Origin of the sequence: Paenibacillus sp. ISL-20 (genome assembly GCF_018613005.1) — a bacterium.
In the GTDB taxonomy this organism is placed as follows: domain Bacteria; phylum Bacillota; class Bacilli; order Paenibacillales; family Paenibacillaceae; genus Paenibacillus_AQ.
In genome coordinates, this window is sequence record NZ_JAGGRD010000035.1 from 82,478 (window position 1) to 101,339 (window position 18,862).

General features: G+C 46.0%; 22 protein-coding genes. 14 read left to right on the top strand and 8 right to left on the bottom strand.

Features of this window, described 5'->3' with window-relative positions; all coding sequences use genetic code 11:
• The first annotated feature begins 32 nt into the window (after positions 1–32).
• From J7E85_RS20190 to J7E85_RS20210, 5 genes are all read left to right on the top strand, one after another.
• Entirely contained in the window at positions 33–599 is a 567-nt protein-coding gene (locus tag J7E85_RS20190) for a riboflavin biosynthesis intermediates N-glycosidase (protein ID WP_215160831.1), read from the top strand.
• 225 nt (positions 600–824) lie between these two features.
• Complete coding sequence (locus tag J7E85_RS20195) at positions 825–1,310, top strand: RrF2 family transcriptional regulator (protein WP_215161081.1); 486 nt, start codon at positions 825–827, stop codon at positions 1,308–1,310.
• A 65-nt stretch (positions 1,311–1,375) separates the two neighbouring features.
• A complete protein-coding gene (locus J7E85_RS20200; protein WP_251035880.1) occupies positions 1,376–2,395 on the top strand; it encodes a DUF1835 domain-containing protein in 1,020 nt (339 codons plus the stop codon).
• 119 nt (positions 2,396–2,514) lie between these two features.
• On the top strand, positions 2,515–3,285 hold the full coding sequence (locus tag J7E85_RS20205) for an alpha/beta fold hydrolase (protein WP_215160833.1): 771 nt from the start codon (positions 2,515–2,517) through the stop codon (positions 3,283–3,285).
• Positions 3,286–3,371: 86 nt separating this feature from the next.
• Positions 3,372–3,698 carry a phosphotransferase gene (locus J7E85_RS20210; RefSeq protein WP_215160835.1) on the top strand — a complete coding sequence of 109 codons (327 nt, stop codon included), beginning with the start codon at positions 3,372–3,374 and terminating at the stop codon, positions 3,696–3,698.
• Between the two features lie 160 nt (positions 3,699–3,858).
• Here the strand turns inward: J7E85_RS20210 and J7E85_RS20215 are convergent, their stop codons facing one another.
• From J7E85_RS20215 to J7E85_RS20230, 4 genes are all read right to left on the bottom strand, one after another.
• Positions 3,859–4,683 (bottom strand): DJ-1/PfpI family protein, encoded by an 825-nt coding sequence (locus J7E85_RS20215; protein ID WP_215160837.1) that lies wholly within the window; start codon positions 4,681–4,683, stop codon positions 3,859–3,861.
• Between the two features lie 2 nt (positions 4,684–4,685).
• Positions 4,686–5,318 (bottom strand): DUF2306 domain-containing protein, encoded by a 633-nt coding sequence (locus tag J7E85_RS20220; protein WP_215160839.1) that lies wholly within the window; start codon positions 5,316–5,318, stop codon positions 4,686–4,688.
• 121 nt (positions 5,319–5,439) lie between these two features.
• A complete protein-coding gene (locus J7E85_RS20225; RefSeq protein ID WP_215160841.1) occupies positions 5,440–6,480 on the bottom strand; it encodes a DJ-1/PfpI family protein in 1,041 nt (346 codons plus the stop codon).
• A 19-nt stretch (positions 6,481–6,499) separates the two neighbouring features.
• On the bottom strand, positions 6,500–6,718 hold the full coding sequence (locus tag J7E85_RS20230; RefSeq protein WP_215160843.1) for an SHOCT domain-containing protein: 219 nt from the start codon (positions 6,716–6,718) through the stop codon (positions 6,500–6,502).
• 206 nt (positions 6,719–6,924) lie between these two features.
• On the opposite strand from J7E85_RS20230, the gene J7E85_RS20235 reads away from it, so the two are divergent.
• The 4 genes from J7E85_RS20235 (at position 6,925) to J7E85_RS20250 (ending at position 11,193) form a co-directional block, all read left to right on the top strand.
• Positions 6,925–7,611, top strand: a complete 687-nt coding sequence (locus J7E85_RS20235) for a response regulator transcription factor (RefSeq protein ID WP_215160845.1) — start codon at positions 6,925–6,927, stop codon at positions 7,609–7,611.
• 1 nt (position 7,612) lies between these two features.
• The gene (locus J7E85_RS20240) at positions 7,613–8,965 is read left to right on the top strand and encodes a sensor histidine kinase (protein WP_215160847.1); all 1,353 of its coding nucleotides are present in this window, start codon (positions 7,613–7,615) and stop codon (positions 8,963–8,965) included.
• Positions 8,966–9,170: 205 nt separating this feature from the next.
• Positions 9,171–10,226, top strand: coding sequence for a helix-turn-helix transcriptional regulator (locus J7E85_RS20245; protein WP_215160849.1), 1,056 nt, complete (start codon positions 9,171–9,173; stop codon positions 10,224–10,226).
• Positions 10,227–10,398: 172 nt separating this feature from the next.
• On the top strand, positions 10,399–11,193 hold the full coding sequence (locus J7E85_RS20250) for an SDR family NAD(P)-dependent oxidoreductase (RefSeq protein ID WP_215160851.1): 795 nt from the start codon (positions 10,399–10,401) through the stop codon (positions 11,191–11,193).
• Between the two features lie 103 nt (positions 11,194–11,296).
• On the opposite strand, the gene tatC is transcribed toward J7E85_RS20250, so the two are convergent.
• From tatC to J7E85_RS20265, 3 genes are read right to left on the bottom strand one after another with little or no spacing between them, the layout of a single operon-like run.
• Positions 11,297–12,040, bottom strand: coding sequence for a twin-arginine translocase subunit TatC (tatC, locus tag J7E85_RS20255; protein ID WP_098744314.1), 744 nt, complete (start codon positions 12,038–12,040; stop codon positions 11,297–11,299).
• Positions 12,037–12,222, bottom strand: coding sequence for a twin-arginine translocase TatA/TatE family subunit (tatA, locus tag J7E85_RS20260; RefSeq protein ID WP_071221680.1), 186 nt, complete (start codon positions 12,220–12,222; stop codon positions 12,037–12,039). Before tatA ends, tatC begins: the two co-directional genes overlap by 4 nt.
• Positions 12,223–12,239: 17 nt before the next feature.
• Complete coding sequence (locus J7E85_RS20265) at positions 12,240–12,920, bottom strand: hypothetical protein (RefSeq protein ID WP_215160853.1); 681 nt, start codon at positions 12,918–12,920, stop codon at positions 12,240–12,242.
• A 123-nt stretch (positions 12,921–13,043) separates the two neighbouring features.
• Here J7E85_RS20265 and J7E85_RS20270 point away from each other — a divergent pair, with 123 nt between their 5' ends.
• The 5 genes from J7E85_RS20270 to J7E85_RS20290 all read left to right on the top strand — a co-directional run bounded on the left by J7E85_RS20270 (position 13,044) and on the right by J7E85_RS20290 (position 17,766).
• A complete protein-coding gene (locus tag J7E85_RS20270) occupies positions 13,044–13,802 on the top strand; it encodes a gluconate 2-dehydrogenase subunit 3 family protein (protein WP_215160855.1) in 759 nt (252 codons plus the stop codon).
• Between the two features lie 30 nt (positions 13,803–13,832).
• Complete coding sequence (locus J7E85_RS20275; protein WP_215160857.1) at positions 13,833–15,545, top strand: GMC family oxidoreductase; 1,713 nt, start codon at positions 13,833–13,835, stop codon at positions 15,543–15,545.
• A gap of 32 nt (positions 15,546–15,577) precedes the next feature.
• Positions 15,578–15,955 (top strand): c-type cytochrome, encoded by a 378-nt coding sequence (locus J7E85_RS20280; RefSeq protein ID WP_215160859.1) that lies wholly within the window; start codon positions 15,578–15,580, stop codon positions 15,953–15,955.
• A gap of 128 nt (positions 15,956–16,083) precedes the next feature.
• Positions 16,084–16,794: an alpha/beta hydrolase gene (locus J7E85_RS20285; protein ID WP_215160861.1), complete on the top strand. Its 711-nt coding sequence runs from the start codon at positions 16,084–16,086 to the stop codon at positions 16,792–16,794.
• A 195-nt stretch (positions 16,795–16,989) separates the two neighbouring features.
• Positions 16,990–17,766 (top strand): hypothetical protein, encoded by a 777-nt coding sequence (locus J7E85_RS20290; RefSeq protein ID WP_215160863.1) that lies wholly within the window; start codon positions 16,990–16,992, stop codon positions 17,764–17,766.
• Between the two features lie 85 nt (positions 17,767–17,851).
• Here J7E85_RS20290 and J7E85_RS34895 read toward each other — a convergent pair whose 3' ends face one another.
• Positions 17,852–18,697: a helix-turn-helix domain-containing protein gene (locus J7E85_RS34895; protein WP_353049540.1), complete on the bottom strand. Its 846-nt coding sequence runs from the start codon at positions 18,695–18,697 to the stop codon at positions 17,852–17,854.
• Positions 18,698–18,862 lie beyond the last annotated feature (165 nt).

Consider the following 18,862-nt stretch of genomic DNA (forward strand, 5'->3'; position numbering starts at 1 on the left):
CTGTCTCATTAATAGAAGCAGGAGGTGTTCACTTGATATACAGCATCCAAGATTTACAAAAGACCTATTTGGCCGGGGGAAAGCGGAAGTTTCTGTTCTTCTGGGGTCATACGCTTCCAGCCGACGGCAGCGTTAGTAACAGCTGCTTCAGTCAGTGGTGGAAATGCACCTTTGTGATAGATGGCGTATCTTATAACTGCACTGAGCAATATATGATGGCAGAAAAAGCACGGTTGTTTGGTGATCATAAGATGCTGGAAGCGATTATGAAGGCTAAACATCCCAAAGAGATGAAAGCATTCGGTCGTGCAGTCCGATCCTTTGATAACGAGGTTTGGGAACGACACTGCTATGACATTGTGAAGCGCGGGAATTATGCCAAGTTCAAGCAGAACCCGGAATTAGGATTGTATATAAGCACAACGAAAAATCGGATTTTGGTGGAAGCAAGTCCTGTTGACCGGATATGGGGAATCGGCTTGGCGAAGGATGATCCGTACGCTGACAATCCCATGAAATGGCGTGGAAAGAATCTGCTTGGTTTCGCACTGACAGAAGTTCGTGATCAATTACAAGAAAAAGGAAGTCATACTGACTGATTCATGAAGGATTTAAGCTTTGAAGGCTATAATATAATTTGCTTGCGAAGTCGCCATTTCGGCGGCTTTTTTTAAAAAATAAAAAAAGTAGGTTCTTCACAAAGTAATAGTAGGTAAATTTAACCATGCTTCATCCTGAAACGTGGATTCATTGCAAAAGAGAATCCAAATTAATATAATGGATATCATAGGTCCATGTCATTCGAATTAAAGGAGGAAACCGCCATACAGTTTTCCAAAAGCGTTGATTATGCTCTGCACGCCTTAATCCATTTGGCTCATTCGGAGCGTGACCAGAACATCGGAATCAAGGAGTTATCTGCGACGCTGGGCGTTTCGGAAAGCTATTTATCCAAAATCATGTCCAAGCTGAGACAGGATGGAATCGTGCGGGCAGTTCCGGGAGTGAACGGTGGCTACGAGCTGGCCAAGACGGCCGAGCAGATTACATTCCTTGAAGTTATACAGGTGATTGAAGGAAGGCAGCAGTTGTTTGAATGCTCTAATATCAATTCGCAGCAGCATCGTTTGTTAACCGAAGAGAAGGCTGCCGAGATGCAAGAGGACAATCCCCGTGAGTGCGTATGCCTGGTCAAACAGGTGATGGACGGCGCAGAACGGCAATTGTATCAATACCTGGAAGAGCAAACTATCCAGTCGGTATTGGACACGGCATCGAAGCGAGGCAGCTGTGCTGAAAACAAGAAGTGATGAACTTCTTGTTTTTTTAATATGGATTAGCTGAAAGTTTGGGAGGGATCGTAATCGATAAACTCTTGGAGAAATTAAGCGGGTTTGGAGAAAGAGAACGTTGGCTTTTACTTCGTCAGTTGCTGAATAAAGCGATACACGATTCAACGAATGGTGAACATGAAGATAGAGTGTTCGGTCAGAGATTGTATAATCTGTTGGAAAAGCATATAGAGTCCGTTAACAACCAGCGGCTGCAGGAAGAGGAGCTTCAAACTCACGTCCATATTGTGTTCAGCCTCTCTGAAGCCGGCTCATTAAAAGTTGCGCTCAGTCAACTTGGTGAACGTGAGGAATCTCGGGTAGTCGCTTTTAATGATTGGTTTTCAGTCGGTCCAATCACGGAATTGAGCACAAAGGAAGGGCAGCTCCGGAGACAAATTTGGTTGATGGAACATGACAGGGATTCATATTATTCAGACAGTATAAACAAGGAACACCAAATCGAGCTTATGATAGATACGCTAAAGAATATACCGGAGAACAAAACCGTTGTGACATGGTGTGCGGATAACGCCCATGATCAAACGGGACTTCGATTTGCAATGTATCTGCTGAGGGAGCGGAAAAGTCCAGTCTATGTGGTCAATGTGACACAAACACTCACAGAAACGGGGCAGGGTAATGCTCCAATATCGCAGGCATTGGTCGAACGAGATAAATACATCGATATTGTCAGAAATTACGGTGAGGGGATCCCTCTGAATTCTGATCTAAGGAAGCGATATGAATCAGAATGGTTGGAGCTGTCAGGACAGGATTATGTGCTTCGACTCTGGGAAGAGGGAAAAGTCTTGGGCTGCCAAGAAGATAAACTGGACGAGGTTATTGTTAAATCGGTCATGGAGCTGCTAGATAAACACAATCCTGGTGATATGGTTAACGCTGGAGAAGTCGTGACTAAAACATTGGAAATCTCAAAGCAACATATAAGTTATTCTTTCATCATGTACAGAATCTGGAGTTTAGTCAGTGAGGGTGTCCTGATGTTCAAAGGCCAACCGGGCTTCCCTCACCAATTCTCGATAGGGTTATCACATGTTTAAGAAGTCGCCATTGGCGGCTTTGTTTGTTTCATTACATTTTCTATTGACCGAACGTTCAGTCTTAAATTATATTAGAATCATAATCTGGATAATCATTCATTGGAGAGAGGGGTTTTCAAATGGATTTAGCTTATCAAACTCAAGGCATTGGGACACCTGTTGTGTTGGTACACAGTCCAGGTGTAGACTCAAGAGAATGGAGGTATATTGCCCCGCATTTAGCCCGGAGCCATCAAGTCATCACGTATGATGGTCGGGGAACGGGAAAATCTCCAGCGCCGCAAAAACCAACCAGCTTGGTTGAAGACCTGCGAGCATTGCTTGATCATCTGGAAATTGACAGCGCTTCGCTTGTCGGTCATTCCATGGGAGGGCAGGCAGTTACGGATTTTGCCTTGACTTACCCTTCCAGGGTTGACCATTTAGTATTAATTGCACCATCGCTAACCGGATTCGAGCACTCCCAGCCATTCATCGATTGGATGGCCCAAGTGAATGCATGCGCACCTGATGCTAACCGTCTGGTTGAACAATCGTTAAGCGGGCCGAATTATCGTGTGACGATGTCCAGCTCGGAACGGGGTTTTTTGCGCGAGATGCACACGTTGTATATGACCAGAGTGTTTAGTGAGTGGAAGAGCTTCGAGGTTGTGTGGCCGATGCCACCAGCGATCGAGCGGTTGGAGGAGCTTGTTGTAAGGACGCTGTTTATTCAGGGAACGGTCGAATGGGAGGATATACAACGAATTGCGGAACAGTTCAAGCGTGTTCAAGACATCCGTTTCGAGGTAATCGAGGGGGCTGACCATATGGCCACGCTAACACATGCAGAAGAACTTGCTGGTTTGATTTTTACATTTTTAGAAGGCACCTTATCTTCAAAAGCGTAAAGGTATTCAGCGTAGTAATGATAAGTATCAGCATGTTCGCGATATGGACATGATGGATTTATGCAATGTGGGGGGAAACACGATGAATGAGCAGTTACGTTGAGGAAAATATAAAAAATGCAAAACAAGGCTTAAACTTGCATACCCCTTTGAACAGGATGTTCGAAACGACATGGAGCAAGGGCTCCCACTGTTGGAAAACCAAACTTTCCAGAGTCGAGATGAATCAAGTTATGGAATTCCTGAGTAAGTATTATGAAATTTCTGCATCGTCTCAGACATGCGTTGTGCATGGGGATTTTCATTATGATAATATGCTTTGGGATGAGGAGGATATGGTTGAAACTCTCCAGAATAATCCTCGCAAGCCGGATTTTCAAAAAGGGTATAGTAGATTTTTTGATAGAGAATAACATACACGCAAAAAGCCGCATAATTGCGGCTTTTTTGATGAATTCATGCAATTTCTTTAAGCGAGTAAATGAAACGACATGTATTCATTGTGACTAGATATCTCTAATAAACGGCAGGTGGGGCCGACGAGGTTTCAAGCTCCCCGAATGCCACGAGTCCTTATTTTTCAGCTTTAGTCCCTGGTACAGCCGGTTGTATTTTTTCAGGCGTTTCTTGGCTCGTCTCAAAGCTAATTGGCGTGATGCCTTTTGCTTGCCACACCGTGCCTCTACGCTCGTATTCGAATAACTTCTCAATGGCATTCGCAATCTGTGGCCCGACTTCACGCTCAACCAAATACAAGGCCACATCAAGTCCGGAAGTAACACCTCCGCCAGTCACTAAGCGAGGACCATCTTCCACGATTCTTGCATCAACTGGAATTGCACCGAGAGCTCCTAGAGCACCCATGCCTATCTGATTGGTGACAGCATATCTATTCTTCAATAAACCATCCATAGCCAGCAGCAATGAACCTCCACACACGGTAGCCACCGTAACTTCCTTATTATTCATAGCTTGTTTCATCATACTGGTTAAGCCCGTATCCTTAGCCTGCCTTAATATGTTGGGGATTGCATCTACGGTATTCCCCGCTGGCTTTCCCGAAGCTCCAGGAACCACAATAATCCCGGAACGGTTAGGGTCTAATACGGCTTGCGCTTCAAGGGTGGGCCCATTCAGCCCGCTCGGCACCGAACGCTTACCTTCTGCAGATACCAATTCTACCGTAACTTTTCCTCCAGTGTACATTCCAGCTGCTGCAAATACTTCATATGGCGCTAATGCGTCCAGCAGATCAAATCCATCGAATAATACGATTTGTACATGCACGCTTTTGTCTTTGGATGGATCCTGATTCTTTTTTGTTTCCGCGCTTGCTGCGGGGGCTAACAGACTTAGAACGAGCGTAAACGACATGAGTAAGCTAAGTATTCTTTTCATTCTTATACCAATTCCTTTCGATTCGTTCTGATGATAATTTCAGGAATAACTAGCAGCAGCGCAATTGAGCCGTAAACGCCGATGGTGTAGCTGGTAGCGTAAACATACCCGAATCCCTGATGAAAAAGGGAAGTAATGAGATGAATCAACATGTTCGTGAAGCAAAAGGCATAACTACGAATCATCCAATTTCGATGACGGATGATCCGTTTCCTTTTGATTTGGACGAGCGCCGTAATGGTGATAAACAGCCAGATCATATTCAGCAGATTGAATCCCATACTGCTTATTTTTCCGCCTGTGGCATAGGGGGCCATATATCCGGAAGTCAGCACAACTAGCAGTACGGATACGATATATACATAGCCGTTTATGCGATGGAGCCTGCGGCTTCTTTCAAATATCCGATTCGAAAAGTTAACCATTCCCGATGCCATGGCCATACATGCGAATGCAACATGAACGTACATAACATTAAGCCAAACCGGGAGATTGAGCTCGCGTTTCAGCCCGTTCTTATGACTTAAAAACCCCGAAGCACTGGGATCGATCCAATAGTTTTTCACCAAGGCGTATAGTATAAATAGAATGCTGACACAGGCCAGCAATAGATATAGCGATTTCCGTTTCTTCATCCGTTCGCAACTCCCGAAACTCCATATTTGATGCACACCATTACTGGAAAAGAAAAACTCGATCGACATACATACTTGGAAGCCATTATCGCGTGTATGCCGCGGTTTTTCTTTCTTACGATCAGGAAACCCGATTCCCTGTTAATTTGGATGCAGGCAGAAGGCCAGCTTTGGCAATTCCGACCATGTGATCTCCATCGACGACAACTTCAAATTTGAGATTCAAGCGCATGGGTTTTGTGATTCGCAGTGACCAGGCCAGCTTGTTATCCTGAAGCACAGGGTTCATAAACTCAATGGTTTCATCCCCCTGCGTTGCCGTGCCCTGGATCATATCGTTCCTTGTCAATATGGAGAGTTTGACCTCCATCTTCCCGACGGGCGTAGCGATAGTGGTCTCCCAATCCCCGTCGAAGACCGATGCCTGTGTGCTTTTGCTATGCTGGGAGCGGGGGGTGAGTGTCATCGCTGTTTTGTTTATCGCAGTGTTTGGTTCGTCACTCGTCAATGGTTTATTAACGTTAGGCGTTATCCCTGCATCCCTCCAAACCGTTCCTCTTCGTTCATATTCGAATAACTGCTCGACCGCGTGAGCAATACGAGGCCCAAATTCACGTTCCACCAGATATAGCGCTACATCGAGTCCTGAAGTTACACCGCCGCCGGTAACCAGATTACCGTCGTCCACGACGCGAGCCGAGACGGGAATTGCTCCAGTTGCACCAAGTAAGTCCATGCCTAGATGGTTCGTTACCGCCGGCCTGCCTTCTAGGAGGCCTCCCATGGCAAGAATCAGGGAACCGCCACAGACGGTAGCGACTGTAATATCTTTTAGCTGGAGAGCCTGCTTGATCATCTCGGTCAATTCGCTACTCATGGCTCGGCCCAGAATAGCCGGAATCGAATCGGGCCCATCACCTTCGACGTCGCCGGACGCGCCCGGAACGAGAATGATGCCCGCACGTTCCGGGTCCAGTCTGCCACTTGCTTCAATCCTCAACCCGTTGATGCCGCTAGGCACGGATCTTGGTCCTTCTGCTGTGACCAATTTTACGTTTAACTCGTTTTCAGCATTCATGGCTGCGGCGCAAAAGACCTCGTAAGGTGCTATTGCATCCAGAAGATCGAAGCCATCAAACAATACGATTTGAACGTTTAGCATCCATAAATCCTCCTTGTCTCTATTTAGTCAGAAGATCTTTCAGCATGCGATATTCCTTCTCATCAATTTCACCTTTGGCCATTCGGTTCTTCAGAATCATAGCGATGTCATCCTTTTGATGATCGCTTTTGTAACGCTGACGAATCGTGTATATTCGAACCGCCAGGAAAGAGAACAGCGTGAGACAAAACAAAGCACCAAAAGGAAAGAACGAGAAAGTGTTATTTTCCAAACCCATATGTAAACCTCCTTTATCGATGACTGCGCGGGAAGATCACCCGAAATATAGGCTGTCTGTGTGCGCAAGTAGAAGCATAACAAACGAATATCTCAAACGAAGATGTAGAAAGGTCACAAAAGTATAAACAAATCATCACAATACATAAGTACGCGTTAGTTCTAGCTAAAAAAATGATAAACTAGGAAAGCAAAGGTGGGATAAACATGAGTGTATTCAAGACGATACTGGTTGTAGACGATGACCAAAGTATCGTTGAGTTATTAAGAGATTTTCTAGAGAATGACAACTTTCAAGTAATGACTGCTTGCGATACCGCTCAAGCGTGGGACATATTTAAGCAAACCTCCGTTCATTGTATTGTTCTGGACATTATGATGCCGGGCCAAAACGGATTTGAGTTTTGTCGCCGAATTCGCGGGGAGAGCCATGTTCCGATCCTGTTCTTGAGTGCTCGCAGCGATGATGTGGATAAGATTCGAGGCCTGACTCTCGGAGGCGATGATTATATTGTCAAAACCGCTTCACCTGGGGAAATCGTTGCCAGAGTGAAAGCGGTATTGCGGCGTTCCGCTTCTCCGCAGCAAATGGATAGCAGGGTCTTGGATTACGGCCGCATCAAGTTAAACTTGTCCACAAGAGAAGTACTGGTGGATGGAAATAACGTCGTGCTCACGCCCAGGGAATATGAGTTGCTGCGATTATTTGCCGAACACCCGAGACATGTTTTCTCCTATGAACAATTACTAGCGAAATTTTGGGATGGGGTGGGCGACAGGCACACGATTCGGGTCCATCTTAGCCGGCTTCGCGAGAAAATCGAAGCCGATCCGAACCAACCGATATTCCTGGTTAACGTATGGGGAGTAGGGTATCGCTTTGAGGGAGGGTAGCATGAGGTCACTACGCATTCGCACGTTTACTATGCTTTGCTTTTTCTTTATCCTCTTATTACCTTGGATCTTCTTTGTTGCTGCTCACTTTATGGAGACGAAGACGCTAAGCTTCGAAAAAGGTCGGCTGCAAAACGAGACGCTGCAACGAAATATATCGGAAATGACTCAGCGAATTGAATCGGACACAGACCAATGGACGGATCCCGACTGGCAAAACCAACTGTATTCAGCGCTGCGCGAAGCGAAGATGGATGTTCTCATTCTTTCCGCAGCAGATCAGGATATTTATCGTTCCAATCCGGATCGACGAGGCACTAAGTTATCAACCGAGCGATTCTCCGTCATCAAGGACGGCCAGCTGCTAGGAAGGGTTATTCTGTATCTGCCTCAGTCCAATCAATTTCAAGTGATGTCGGCTTTTGCCGGGCTGCTGCTTGCGATCTTTGTTGTCGGAATGGAAATGAGACGATTCGTTCTTAAACCACTCGAGAAGATGGGAAATGCAGCTAGACAAATTGCAACAGGAGATTGGGATGTTCGGTTACCCACGTCCAGGATCACCGAAATCGCTGAAGTACGCGACGGTTTCGATGTTATGGTCAAGGGGCTTGAGCAATCCTATCGAAAACAGGCCGAATTGGAGGAGGAACGCCGATTCGTCATTGCGGCTGTTGCGCATGATTTACGGACACCGTTGTTCGCTTTGCGGGGATACTTGGATGGTCTGGAGCAAGGGATAGCACAATCCCCGGAGAAAATGTCCCAATATGTGGCGGTTTGCAAGGATAAATCAGCACAATTGGATCGTTTGGTAGAGGATCTGTTCACCTTTACAAAAATGGAGTATGTGGAGTCGGAACTGAACACTAAAACGGTTGATTTTAACCAAGTAATCCGGAAATCGATGGACAGTCTGAGTCCGCTGGCTCGGCAAAAAGGCATCTCGATCTCATTCCGTGTAACAGAGGGCTGCATCATTAATGGAGATATGCATTTATTGGAGCGAGCCATGAACAATCTTCTGGATAATGCCGTCAGACACACACCTACAGATGGTGACATCGAAGTCCAGTGCAACAAAGATGGCAATAAGGTTATGTTTGCGATACGCGATACCGGGTCGGGCTTCTCTCTGGAAGAACTTGAGCGCGTATTTGAACCGCTGTATCGCGGGGAAGCCTCCAGAAGTCGCTCTACTGGAGGAAGCGGATTAGGCCTAACCATTTCACAAAGAATTGTTAGGCAACACGGAGGCGAGCTTGCCGCAAGCAATCATCCGGAATGGGGAGCACTGCTGGAAGGATGGTTACCGACAGCAGCTTCAGAGCAGATGGATTCGTATGGTCTTTAGTCGCTCATATTGTTTATTCGGCTCAGCAGGCTATCGTATGGCGGATATAACCAGTTCGAATGATCGCTCGCATGGCAAACAAACACAGCACGATCCAGAATCGACCTATAAAGTAGAAGTCCAATACAGGATGGTAAGTTCCATCCTGGACGGAAGCAAGGAATATCTAACATTACAATAAACAGTAGCTAAAGGAGCCCTATATATGAAGCCTTATACATCTGGCCGTATTAAAATCCCGCCGGGATTTTGGGAAGGATTACATCAATTAGGGATTGCCGCCCATGACATAGCTCGCAAAGCACAATTACCGCTCACCATCATAACGGAATCTATAGTCAGCACCGCCCAATATTTCGCGATCTGGCAGGCTTATTCCGATCTCATTGGTGACACTGCCCAAGCCATCGTCAAGCTTGCGACCGTCTTTGAAACGGCGAAGTACCCACCGACCGTGTTAGCGCCTTACCACGCTCGTGACTACCGCGATGCTCTAAACCGAATGGCTCGGTATAAACAACTATGTCCACCCGAACGCTTGCTGATCACCGAGGAAGGCGAATACGGTACCATCGAGCTGGAATGGCTGAATCTAGGCGAGCAACCCGGTCCACCGCTGCTTGTGGGTATCACACTAGCATGTCTTTTGGAGCTTGGACGCCGGGGCACAGGTCAACCTTTGACCGCACACTTGGTTGAATTTTCGCAGCCTATGGGTGATGTACAAGCTCTAGAAGCTTATTTTGGCTGTCGTATCCGGATGGGTGCTAAGCGTAACCGGTTAACACTCTATCGAAGAGATCTGGATCGCCCTTTTATCTCATACAACGAAGAATTGCTGGAGATCCTGACTCCCGCTCTAGACCGATCACTTTATGAATTACAGAACAACCGCTCCATTACCGAGATGGTCAAGTGGATCATCAAACACAGTCTCACAGGAGGGCGACCTGACATTCAGTCTGTGGCGAAGGAGCTCAATATGAGCGATCGTACGTTACAGCGCAGGCTAACGGAAGAAAATACGAGCTTTAAGCAATTGCTGACACAAGCTAGACATGAGCAGGCCATCGAGTACTTGGCAGACCCCTCGCTCGATCTCAAAGAAGTTGCTTTTTTGATTGGATATGAAGATCAGAACTCGTTCTACCGTGCCTTCCGTCTTTGGGAAGGAGATACTCCATCAAATTGGCGTACTGAGCATCTCAGTACCCATTCGCCATCAGAACAAAGGCAGGGAATGCTGACCATGAATTCATAGCGTTCTCAACTAAACGGTTTCTATAGACAGGTTGCAGTTACTTCATTATGTTGCTTTAGTAATATCAATTGGCGTGTTATACAAGTACTTTGGCGTTATGTGCTAGTTACTCAACATTACTGACAAAGTAATATAATTACTATCCGGAACACAAAGGAGAAATGATTATATTATGGATATGGAATTAAACAATAAAACAGCACTAGTTACCGGGTCAACAAAAGGCATAGGTAAGGCCATTGCTATTGAACTTGCAAGAGAAGGTGTTCATGTACTCATTAATGGACGAAACAATGAAGAGGTCGAGCAAACCGTGAATGACATCAAGTCCCAATTCCCGGCGACTTCTCCTCAAAATGCTGCAGCCGATATCGTGGATTCGAAGCAAAGAGAAGCTTTGTTTAAAAAATATCCCCATGTGGATATTTTAGTTAACAACATGGGTATTTATGAAATTATGCAGTATGAGGATGTTGATGATGAGGTATGGGGGAAATATTTCCGTACGAATGTGCTTGCTGCTAATGGATTAACTAAATTTTACTTGCCTCATATGTTGAAACGTGATGATGGGCGCATTATTTTTATAGCCAGCGAAGAAGCCGTAATGCCTTCAGGACAAATGCCTCAATACTGCATGACAAAATCAATGCTCTTATCCTTGTCTAAAAGCTTGTCCAAATTAACCAGGGGAACGGAAGTAACCGTTAATACGATTATGCCAGGACCAACCCTCTCAGAGAATGTGTACCAAATCATTGAAGGAATGTACCCTGATAAAAATATGACTTTTTCTGAAAAAGAGAAGGAATTTATGGTTACGAACCTGCCTCAATCCGAAATACAGCGATTTATCAAGCCTATGGAAATAGGTAGACTGGCTGCATTCCTGTGCAGTCCTTACGCATCCGCGTTTAAAGGTTCTCCAATCCGTATGGATGGCGGAATGGTGCCTACGATTTTCTAGCGTTATTAAAATATTCTTACTCATAGTAAAAGCTTGGGATCTAAAAGAGATCTCCAAGCTTTTTTAGTATCCATACGCAATGTCCCTGATTCGAACCTGGTTTTTATTCGCTTATCAATTCCAGCTTGGTCAGCCTTTTGTGATATACAATGCGAGACAGTCCGACGCTAATTTCATATAGAAGCAACAGGGGGACAATGACGAGAATGTCCGATACGATATCCGGCGGTGTAATGGTAACGGCTGCTATCGTCAGCAGCAAGTAGGCGATTTTCCGCATTTTAGCTAAGCGGAGCGGATTCAGGATGCCAATCGAGGTCAAGAACATGATAACGACGGGCATTTCGAACAGCACACCGAATGGTACGGTCATATGCACCATAAAACGGAAGTATCTCTCAGCTGTATAAGCTGTTATGAAATGATGCGACAGCGAATCCAGGAAAGACAGGACCATGGGGTAAATGACAAAGTAGCCAAAAGCCAACCCCAATAGAAAAAGGGCTCCGATCGCGGGGATATACGCTAGTGATGCGCGCCGCTCAATGGTGCTCAAGCCGGGTACGACGAAACGCCATACCTGAAATCCGGCAACAGGCATCGTCACCGCCAGAGCTATAACGCCTGCAATCATGAAGTATACCCAAATCACGTCCGTTGGTCCCAATACTTGAAGCTGACCCTCCACGTCGCGAGTCAACATTTCATATAGGGGTTCAACATACAGAAAAGCGGCACAAAGGGCTACCAAAAAGGTGCCCAATGTGATGAGAATCCGCTTGCGGAGCTCTGTTAAATGCTCCAATATATGCTGCTCCTGTTCTTGTGCCTGCTCGTGCTCGGTCATTTCAATTTATCTCCATCATGGATATCTTCGCTCGAAACCAGTTCACGCGTTGAGTTTTTGAACTCGCTCAATGTACGACCGAAGGCACGGCCCAGTTCAGGCAGCTTCGATGGACCGAAAATAATTAAGGCGATCAACAGAATGAGGATCAGCCCTGTCACTCCGATGTTTCCTAAAGGCATATGATCAACTCCTTTACCTATTTTTTATCCGATGCCATTTGCAGCAGCTTTGTAATATCTCTGGCGATCGACTCGTCGCGCGGCGCATCATGCAGCTTCGAGGCAATTCGGTCGATCAGCGCAGGAGCTTGCGGATTCGTAACCGTTAGAATTTGCACTTCTTCATTAAACATGTTCTTCACTTGCTCTTTGGCTTGCGACATATTATCGTTGTCCGCAGACTTGGCCCCGATCACACCTTCGTTTGGTTCACCTTTACCCGACATTCCTTGCGTCTGACTTAAAACCTTTTGCTGCATGTTGTCATAGTGGTTAGAAGAAACGCGTGATTCTGCACGTGCCAGAATAATCGTGTCATTGAGAACAAAGGCTTTGACTCCTTCAATGCCTGAACTCGCGAGCCTTGACTGAACATGGGAAGAGACACCGCCTTCATGCAGGCTGGATGAACCGATCATGCTATAGACGGACATGCCCATTCCGCTTGTCGTTTTCCCGTGGACATTGGTCGTTTCGGTCTTGGGCCCATGATAGCTTGGGATCACATCGGTACTGTGCAAGTGTACGCCATCGGCATTACGCTGTTCCATGGATTGCACATTTTGTTGATTGTCGTTTTGATTTAAGCAGGCTGTTAAAGAAAGAAGCAGTGCTGAGCCCAAAATTGGACCTCTCCACTTGCTCCACAATTGATTCATGAGCATTCGCCTCCATAACTTTAGTGCTTTTATCATGCCCGGATGGAGAATAATGTATGAATGAAATTTTGATGGGGACAATACCCATTATTCCAAATGATGAAGAGTAGGGGTGTTGAAAGTTTGAGCGAACATGACCAACAATCCAACCAATCGAAGCCTGGCAGCTCACAGACGATGTCACGGCGGAAGTTTCTGAGAAACTCCGGTTATGCCGTGGGAGGTGTCGTGCTGGGCGGGGTACTCGGTTATCTGCTGCCGAAGCGGGCAACTCCGCCTGCAGCGCCAGCACCTGAGACGAATGAAAACAACTACAATCAAGCATTAATGTTCTTCAACCAGGAACAATACCGGATCACGGAAGCAGCCGTAGAGCGTATATTCCCTGCAGATGACAATGGTCCTGGCGCCAAAGAACTTGGCGCCGCATTCTTCATCGACCACCAGTTGGCCGGTGATTGGGGTTTTAATGCAAGAGACTACATGCAGCCGCCTTTTTACGTTGGAGAGAAAACGCAAGGTTATCAGGGACGATTAAGAAGACGAGAGATTTTCTACATTGGGCTGCGCGAAATTCAGAACTACAGCCAAAAAAATTATCAAAAAGATTTCCCGAGCCTGTCGCCAGAGGAACAGGATGCTGTGTTAACAGCCTTTCAGAACGATGAGGTCAAATTGACAACGATCTCAGCCAGCGGGTTCTTCAACCTGCTCCGCAGCAGTACATTGGAAGGAGTTTACAGTGATCCGCTATATGGTGGCAATAAAAACATGCAGGGCTGGGCGATGCGGCAATATCCGGGTAACCAAATGGCTTACACGAATATTATCGAGAAGAATTTTACCGTCATCCCGCCTAAGAGTTTAAAAGATCACCTATAACGGCTCACGATTAGCGAGAGGAGTATAGATATGGCCAAAAAATTACCTAAAACGGATGTTGTCATCATTGGCGTCGGCTGGGCTGGCGGCATTATCGCTTCGGAACTGACCAAGAACGGTTTATCCGTTGTCGGATTGGAGAGAGGTAAAGAAAGAGTGACGGAAGACTATTACATGGCTCACGATGAGCTCCGTTATGCGCTTCGGTACGATTTAATGCAGGATCTCTCCAAAGAAACGATTACATTTCGAAGCACTGAAAAAATACGTGCGCTTCCGATGAGGCAATATGGCTCGTTCTTGTTAGGCGAGGGATTGGGAGGAGCCGGCGTACACTGGAATGGGCAAACGTTCCGTTTCCTGCCTTACGATTTTAAAATTCGGAGCATGACGGAAGAACGATATGGGAAAGATAAAATACCGCCGGAAATGATGATCCAGGACTGGGGTATTACCTATGATCAGCTAGAGCCGTTCTTTGATAAGTTTGAGAAGACGACCGGCATCTCCGGCGAAGAAAATCCCTTTGCAGGGAAACGTTCGAATCCTTACCCGACACCGCCTATGCTTCACACGCCATCCATGAAGATGTTCACAGAAGCGGCGAAAAAACTGAAGCTCAATCCCTATACGGTGCCTTCAGCGAATCTGTCGGAAAGCTATACGAATCCGGATGGCATTGCCCGGGCAGGTTGTCAGTACTGTGGATATTGCGAGCGGTTTGGGTGTGAATACGGGGCGAAAGCGGATCCGGTCGTTACCGTGATTCCCGTTGCCAAAAAAACCGGGAAGTTCGAAATCCGGACCCATTCCTATGTGAGACGAATTCTGCATACGGGAGGTAAGGCAACGGGTGTCATGTACACGGATCTAACGACGGGAGAGGAAATCGAACAGCCAGCGGATATCGTCGTATCAACCGGGTATGTATTTAATAATACTCGTTTGATGCTTCTCTCCAAGATCGGCAAGCCGTACGACTCGTCCAGCGGAACAGGTGTGATTGGCAAAAACTATGCTTATCAGGTCATCAAGGGGACCGCCGCCGGATTTTTTGAGGATAAATTCAATCTATTTGCCGGAGCGGGGAGCTTAGGGATGGGCTTGGACGATTATAACGGCGACAATTTTGATCATTCGGACCTGAAGTTCATACATGGGGGGAACATCGCCCATACGGTAACAGGACAAAGACCCATTCAGAACAATCCTGTTCCGGAGGATTCACCGCGTTGGGGAAAAGAGTTTAAGGCGAATTCTTTGAAGTATGCAAACAGCGTGCTGTCCGTGGCCTCCCAAGGATCTTCAATGCCTTTTCGGCATCACTACCTGGACCTGGATCCCACTTACAAGGATGCATACGGAGACCCGTTGATTCGAATCACGTTCGATTTCGAAGAGCAGGACCGTCAGTTGGCGAGGTATCTTTCGGATCGCTGCGCGGAGATCCTGCAGGAGATGGGGGCCCAGAATATTATGAAATTGAAGGAACTGGGACCTTATGAAATAACGACATACCAATCCACGCATAATACCGGTGGGGTTATTATGGGGGAGAATCCAGGCAATTCAGCCATCAACAACTACATGCAAATGTGGGATATGGAAAACTTGTTTGTCGTGGGTGCATCCGCTTTCCCGCATAACAGCGGCTATAATCCGACAGGTACGGTCGGGGCTCTTGCGTATCGCGCAGCGGACGGAATCCTCGAATACAGCAAAAAGGGCGGGTTACTCGTATAACTTGCATTTTACAAAAGGAGGTAGTTTCAAATATGTTCAAAAAAGGGTTGCTGTTTGTCATGCTTATGACAGCTTTTGCTTTTGGTGTGGTGGCATGTGGAGGTAAAAACACTTCCGAGCCTGCCCCTGCAGAAAACGGCGGGCAAGCTCCACAGGAAGGTACAACCGGCGGGGATGCGACGAATACAGAAGCAACCTCGCTCTACAATGCAAACTGCATGGCTTGCCACGCGACGGACTTAAGCGGAGGTGGGAATTTTCCAAACCTGCAAAATGTAGGGGCCAAATACGATGCCAGCCAAATCTCAGCCATCATCACGAATGGCCGAAATGGAATGCCGGCATTCCAAGGCAAGCTCTCCGCTGACGAAATTAATGTGTTATCTGAATGGTTGTCCGCCAAAAAATAAGGCGAATAGAATATGAAAAAATGAGGACCCTCATGCTACAATGCAGATATGAATCGCGTTGTTATCATGGGGGTTCTTCATATGCGCGGAAGATTGGGAACACTTTTTAGGAGGGGGACTGTGAATTCATGACAGAGACGTTCGTATCCTCCTATAGCACTTGTTCAATAAAGTGCCAAACGGTGGTTTTCTTTTTTGCCGGTGTCCTGACCTATCGGAATAATTTTGAAGACGCTGCAAGTGAGATTGCTCTTAAATATCCAAATGCCAAAATTGTGGTGATCTTTCCTTATGGGATGGCAAACGGAATGGCGGGTTCCTCGTTAATCCGTCTGCTAGCCCGGCAGCTTGCTCAAGTTGGCTATGACTTGGTTCGCGAGCAGTCTCGCCGGGTAGTGAACGCAGGGCAAATCATCCGCGAGCTTGCAGCAGATGCGGATCAACTGATCCTGATCGGGCACAGCGCTGGAGGCGTGGTCGCCTATAAGACAGGGCTTTATTTGGAGGAGAAGTACGACTTTCGGGGAATCCATGTATTTGCTGTGGGGTGTCCAAAGTTTTATTTGAAGGACATTCCTTACAATGAACGGTTTACATATATCACTGGCCAGAATCCGGACAGGATCACAAGAATCGGCAGTTGGCGCAAGCCGGGTTCCAGTGTGTACCGGGGAAGGCCGGGGCGCGAGGTTCAACTGGATTTTAACCCGGACCATCAGGGATGGCGGTTTCATGCTTCCTATTTTTTGAAATCAGCATGGACGGATTCAAACGAAGCGTTTCATACCAATTCAGTAGATCTGGTTTCCAAAATCCACGAATTGCACCCTGGAAACTGAATATTACGTAATAAATATTATGTAAACTAATTGGATTCATGTGAAATAGAAAACTGGTAGATAACAGTATTGGCAACGTCATATAAGGTTATACTTGACTCTTTGGTTTATAATCTCTCAAACGGTTGATATTGGAATAGTTCGATGATACTATAGAACTATATTTCATAAGCCTTAAGGGGGAAAAATGTAACAGTGGAGAAAAAAAAGTCGAAGTTTAAAAAGATTTTGCTAATAATTGTGGGGGTTCTTGTCGTTCTTTTTGTCATTGGCAGATTATCCGACAATTCCTCATCCGATCCAGGTAACGGCACAACAGCGAAGAGTGCAAGTGCTAGCAAGACTGATGATCATGAAGCCAAATTTGCCGAAGCACAGGATTTATTCAAAAATGGAAACTATGTTCAAGCCAATGTAGTAGTCGACGAAGCTATTAAAGCTGAGAAAAAGGATGAATATACGAAACTGAAAACCGACATAGAGTCTAAGATCAAGAATCGAAAAACGGAACTGGAGTCCAAATTTGAAATTAAAGAAGATAAAGTCGAAAATATTACCTTTATCTCACCATCCGCGGGTGTTACCAAAGGCTTGAGCTTCTATCCTTACATCGGCGTAAAGGATTCCAAAAAATACATGATCTTACGAGTTGGGTATCAGGAGGACGCAAAAAAAGCCTTATTTGTGTTTACCAAAGTGAAGGTCCGTGCAGGAGACAAATTGCAGGAGCTTGATTTCAACCCGATGGATAAAGTGAATGATGTGGATCTTTTTGGTTCCGGAATGACAGAAATAGTGGATATAAATGTAGATAAAAAAATGGAAGACCTACTTGGTAACGTGATTCCAGCAAATGATGAAATCATTGTAAGATTTGAGGATATATCCAATAAATCGACAGACTACACTTTAACCAAGAATCAGAAGCAAACGATAGCGGATATTATCGAATATTACAATTACTTGGATTAGTTTGCACTACTAACTGTTGTCTGTATACTCATAACATACGTTCCGAAGAGCCGAATTCCCTTAAAGGAATTCGGCTCTTTGTTGTTTACGGCCGTAAATCCGCCTGATGATTTTTACGGAATTTCAGGGGAGAGAGACCGATTATGCTTTTAAACGTGCGGCCGAAATGGGTGGAATTGTCGAAGCCGACGCTTTCGGCGATTTCGGAAACTTGTAAATGGGATTCTTTCAACAAATGGCACGCTTGCTTGATCCGTACGTGATTCACATACTCGATCAGAGTAAACCCTGTTGATTCCTTGAAGGTTCGACTCAGATGGGAGGGACTTACATGGAATCGGCTGGTGAGTTCCTCTAATGTCAGCCGCTGATCGTAGTGGTGATTGATAAAGTGGGCAATATGGGAAATACGCTGATGAACCTGGTTGGTTGAGACATTTATGTATTGACGGCCGCTGTTTAGAATGCGGTGGATGAACACCAAAAGCTCAGACAACAGGATTTTGAGATAGAAATTCGACTCTGGAAATCCGTTGGCCGATTCGGCGGCCATCTTCGCAAAAATCCCTTCGACATACCCCTGCTCCTGACCCTTTAACCGGATGGAGCCGGAACCTGTTTGGAAAGGGGAGAGCGGATGAAAAGACGAATCCTCGGTCAACAACCCACCTAAGAAATCTTCTTGAAAGAGCAGGGTCACTCTTTCAAATGGCGCACCGTTAGGATTGATCAGACGATGTCCGTCATTCTTGCGAATGAGCAGCATGGAACCGCCCACAAGCTGAAACGGCTGACTTCCAATACAATAATGCAGCTCGCCCGAGACAATGTACAGAATTTCATAAGCGTCGTGATAGTGGAATGAAGGAATACTCGATCGGGATTTGCTCTCTCGACTGATATAAAAGGGATCGGAGCAAAAAAAGTTGATGTCAAATCACCTCTCACGAAAATCCAACTGGGTCATGATGTCCTCATTGTACCCGAAGCCGATTGAATTGTTAATCAAAATAACAGCAATATATGTTGAAAAGGGCCATTTTTAAATAAGATTCCGCGAGAATCCTGAGAAAACATCGGATATATTCAAGAAGGC

Excerpts from the sequence above, each read along its gene's own strand:
- J7E85_RS20220 (WP_215160839.1), bottom strand. The coding sequence starts at position 5,318 with ATGAAGAAACGGAAATCGCTATATCTATTGCTGGCCTGTGTCAGCATT.
- J7E85_RS20205 (WP_215160833.1), top strand. The coding sequence starts at position 2,515 with ATGGATTTAGCTTATCAAACTCAAGGCATTGGGACACCTGTTGTGTTG.
- J7E85_RS20245 (WP_215160849.1), top strand. The coding sequence starts at position 9,171 with ATGAAGCCTTATACATCTGGCCGTATTAAAATCCCGCCGGGATTTTGG.
- J7E85_RS20240 (WP_215160847.1), top strand. The coding sequence starts at position 7,613 with ATGAGGTCACTACGCATTCGCACGTTTACTATGCTTTGCTTTTTCTTT.
- J7E85_RS20265 (WP_215160853.1), bottom strand. The coding sequence starts at position 12,920 with ATGAATCAATTGTGGAGCAAGTGGAGAGGTCCAATTTTGGGCTCAGCA.
- J7E85_RS20215 (WP_215160837.1), bottom strand. The coding sequence starts at position 4,683 with ATGAAAAGAATACTTAGCTTACTCATGTCGTTTACGCTCGTTCTAAGT.
- J7E85_RS20285 (WP_215160861.1), top strand. The coding sequence starts at position 16,084 with ATGACAGAGACGTTCGTATCCTCCTATAGCACTTGTTCAATAAAGTGC.
- J7E85_RS20225 (WP_215160841.1), bottom strand. The coding sequence starts at position 6,480 with ATGCTAAACGTTCAAATCGTATTGTTTGATGGCTTCGATCTTCTGGAT.
- J7E85_RS20230 (WP_215160843.1), bottom strand. The coding sequence starts at position 6,718 with ATGGGTTTGGAAAATAACACTTTCTCGTTCTTTCCTTTTGGTGCTTTG.
- J7E85_RS20210 (WP_215160835.1), top strand. The coding sequence starts at position 3,372 with ATGAGCAGTTACGTTGAGGAAAATATAAAAAATGCAAAACAAGGCTTA.
- J7E85_RS20235 (WP_215160845.1), top strand. The coding sequence starts at position 6,925 with ATGAGTGTATTCAAGACGATACTGGTTGTAGACGATGACCAAAGTATC.
- tatA (WP_071221680.1), bottom strand. The coding sequence starts at position 12,222 with ATGCCTTTAGGAAACATCGGAGTGACAGGGCTGATCCTCATTCTGTTG.
- tatC (WP_098744314.1), bottom strand. The coding sequence starts at position 12,040 with ATGACCGAGCACGAGCAGGCACAAGAACAGGAGCAGCATATATTGGAG.
- J7E85_RS20250 (WP_215160851.1), top strand. The coding sequence starts at position 10,399 with ATGGATATGGAATTAAACAATAAAACAGCACTAGTTACCGGGTCAACA.
- J7E85_RS20275 (WP_215160857.1), top strand. The coding sequence starts at position 13,833 with ATGGCCAAAAAATTACCTAAAACGGATGTTGTCATCATTGGCGTCGGC.
- J7E85_RS20280 (WP_215160859.1), top strand. The coding sequence starts at position 15,578 with ATGTTCAAAAAAGGGTTGCTGTTTGTCATGCTTATGACAGCTTTTGCT.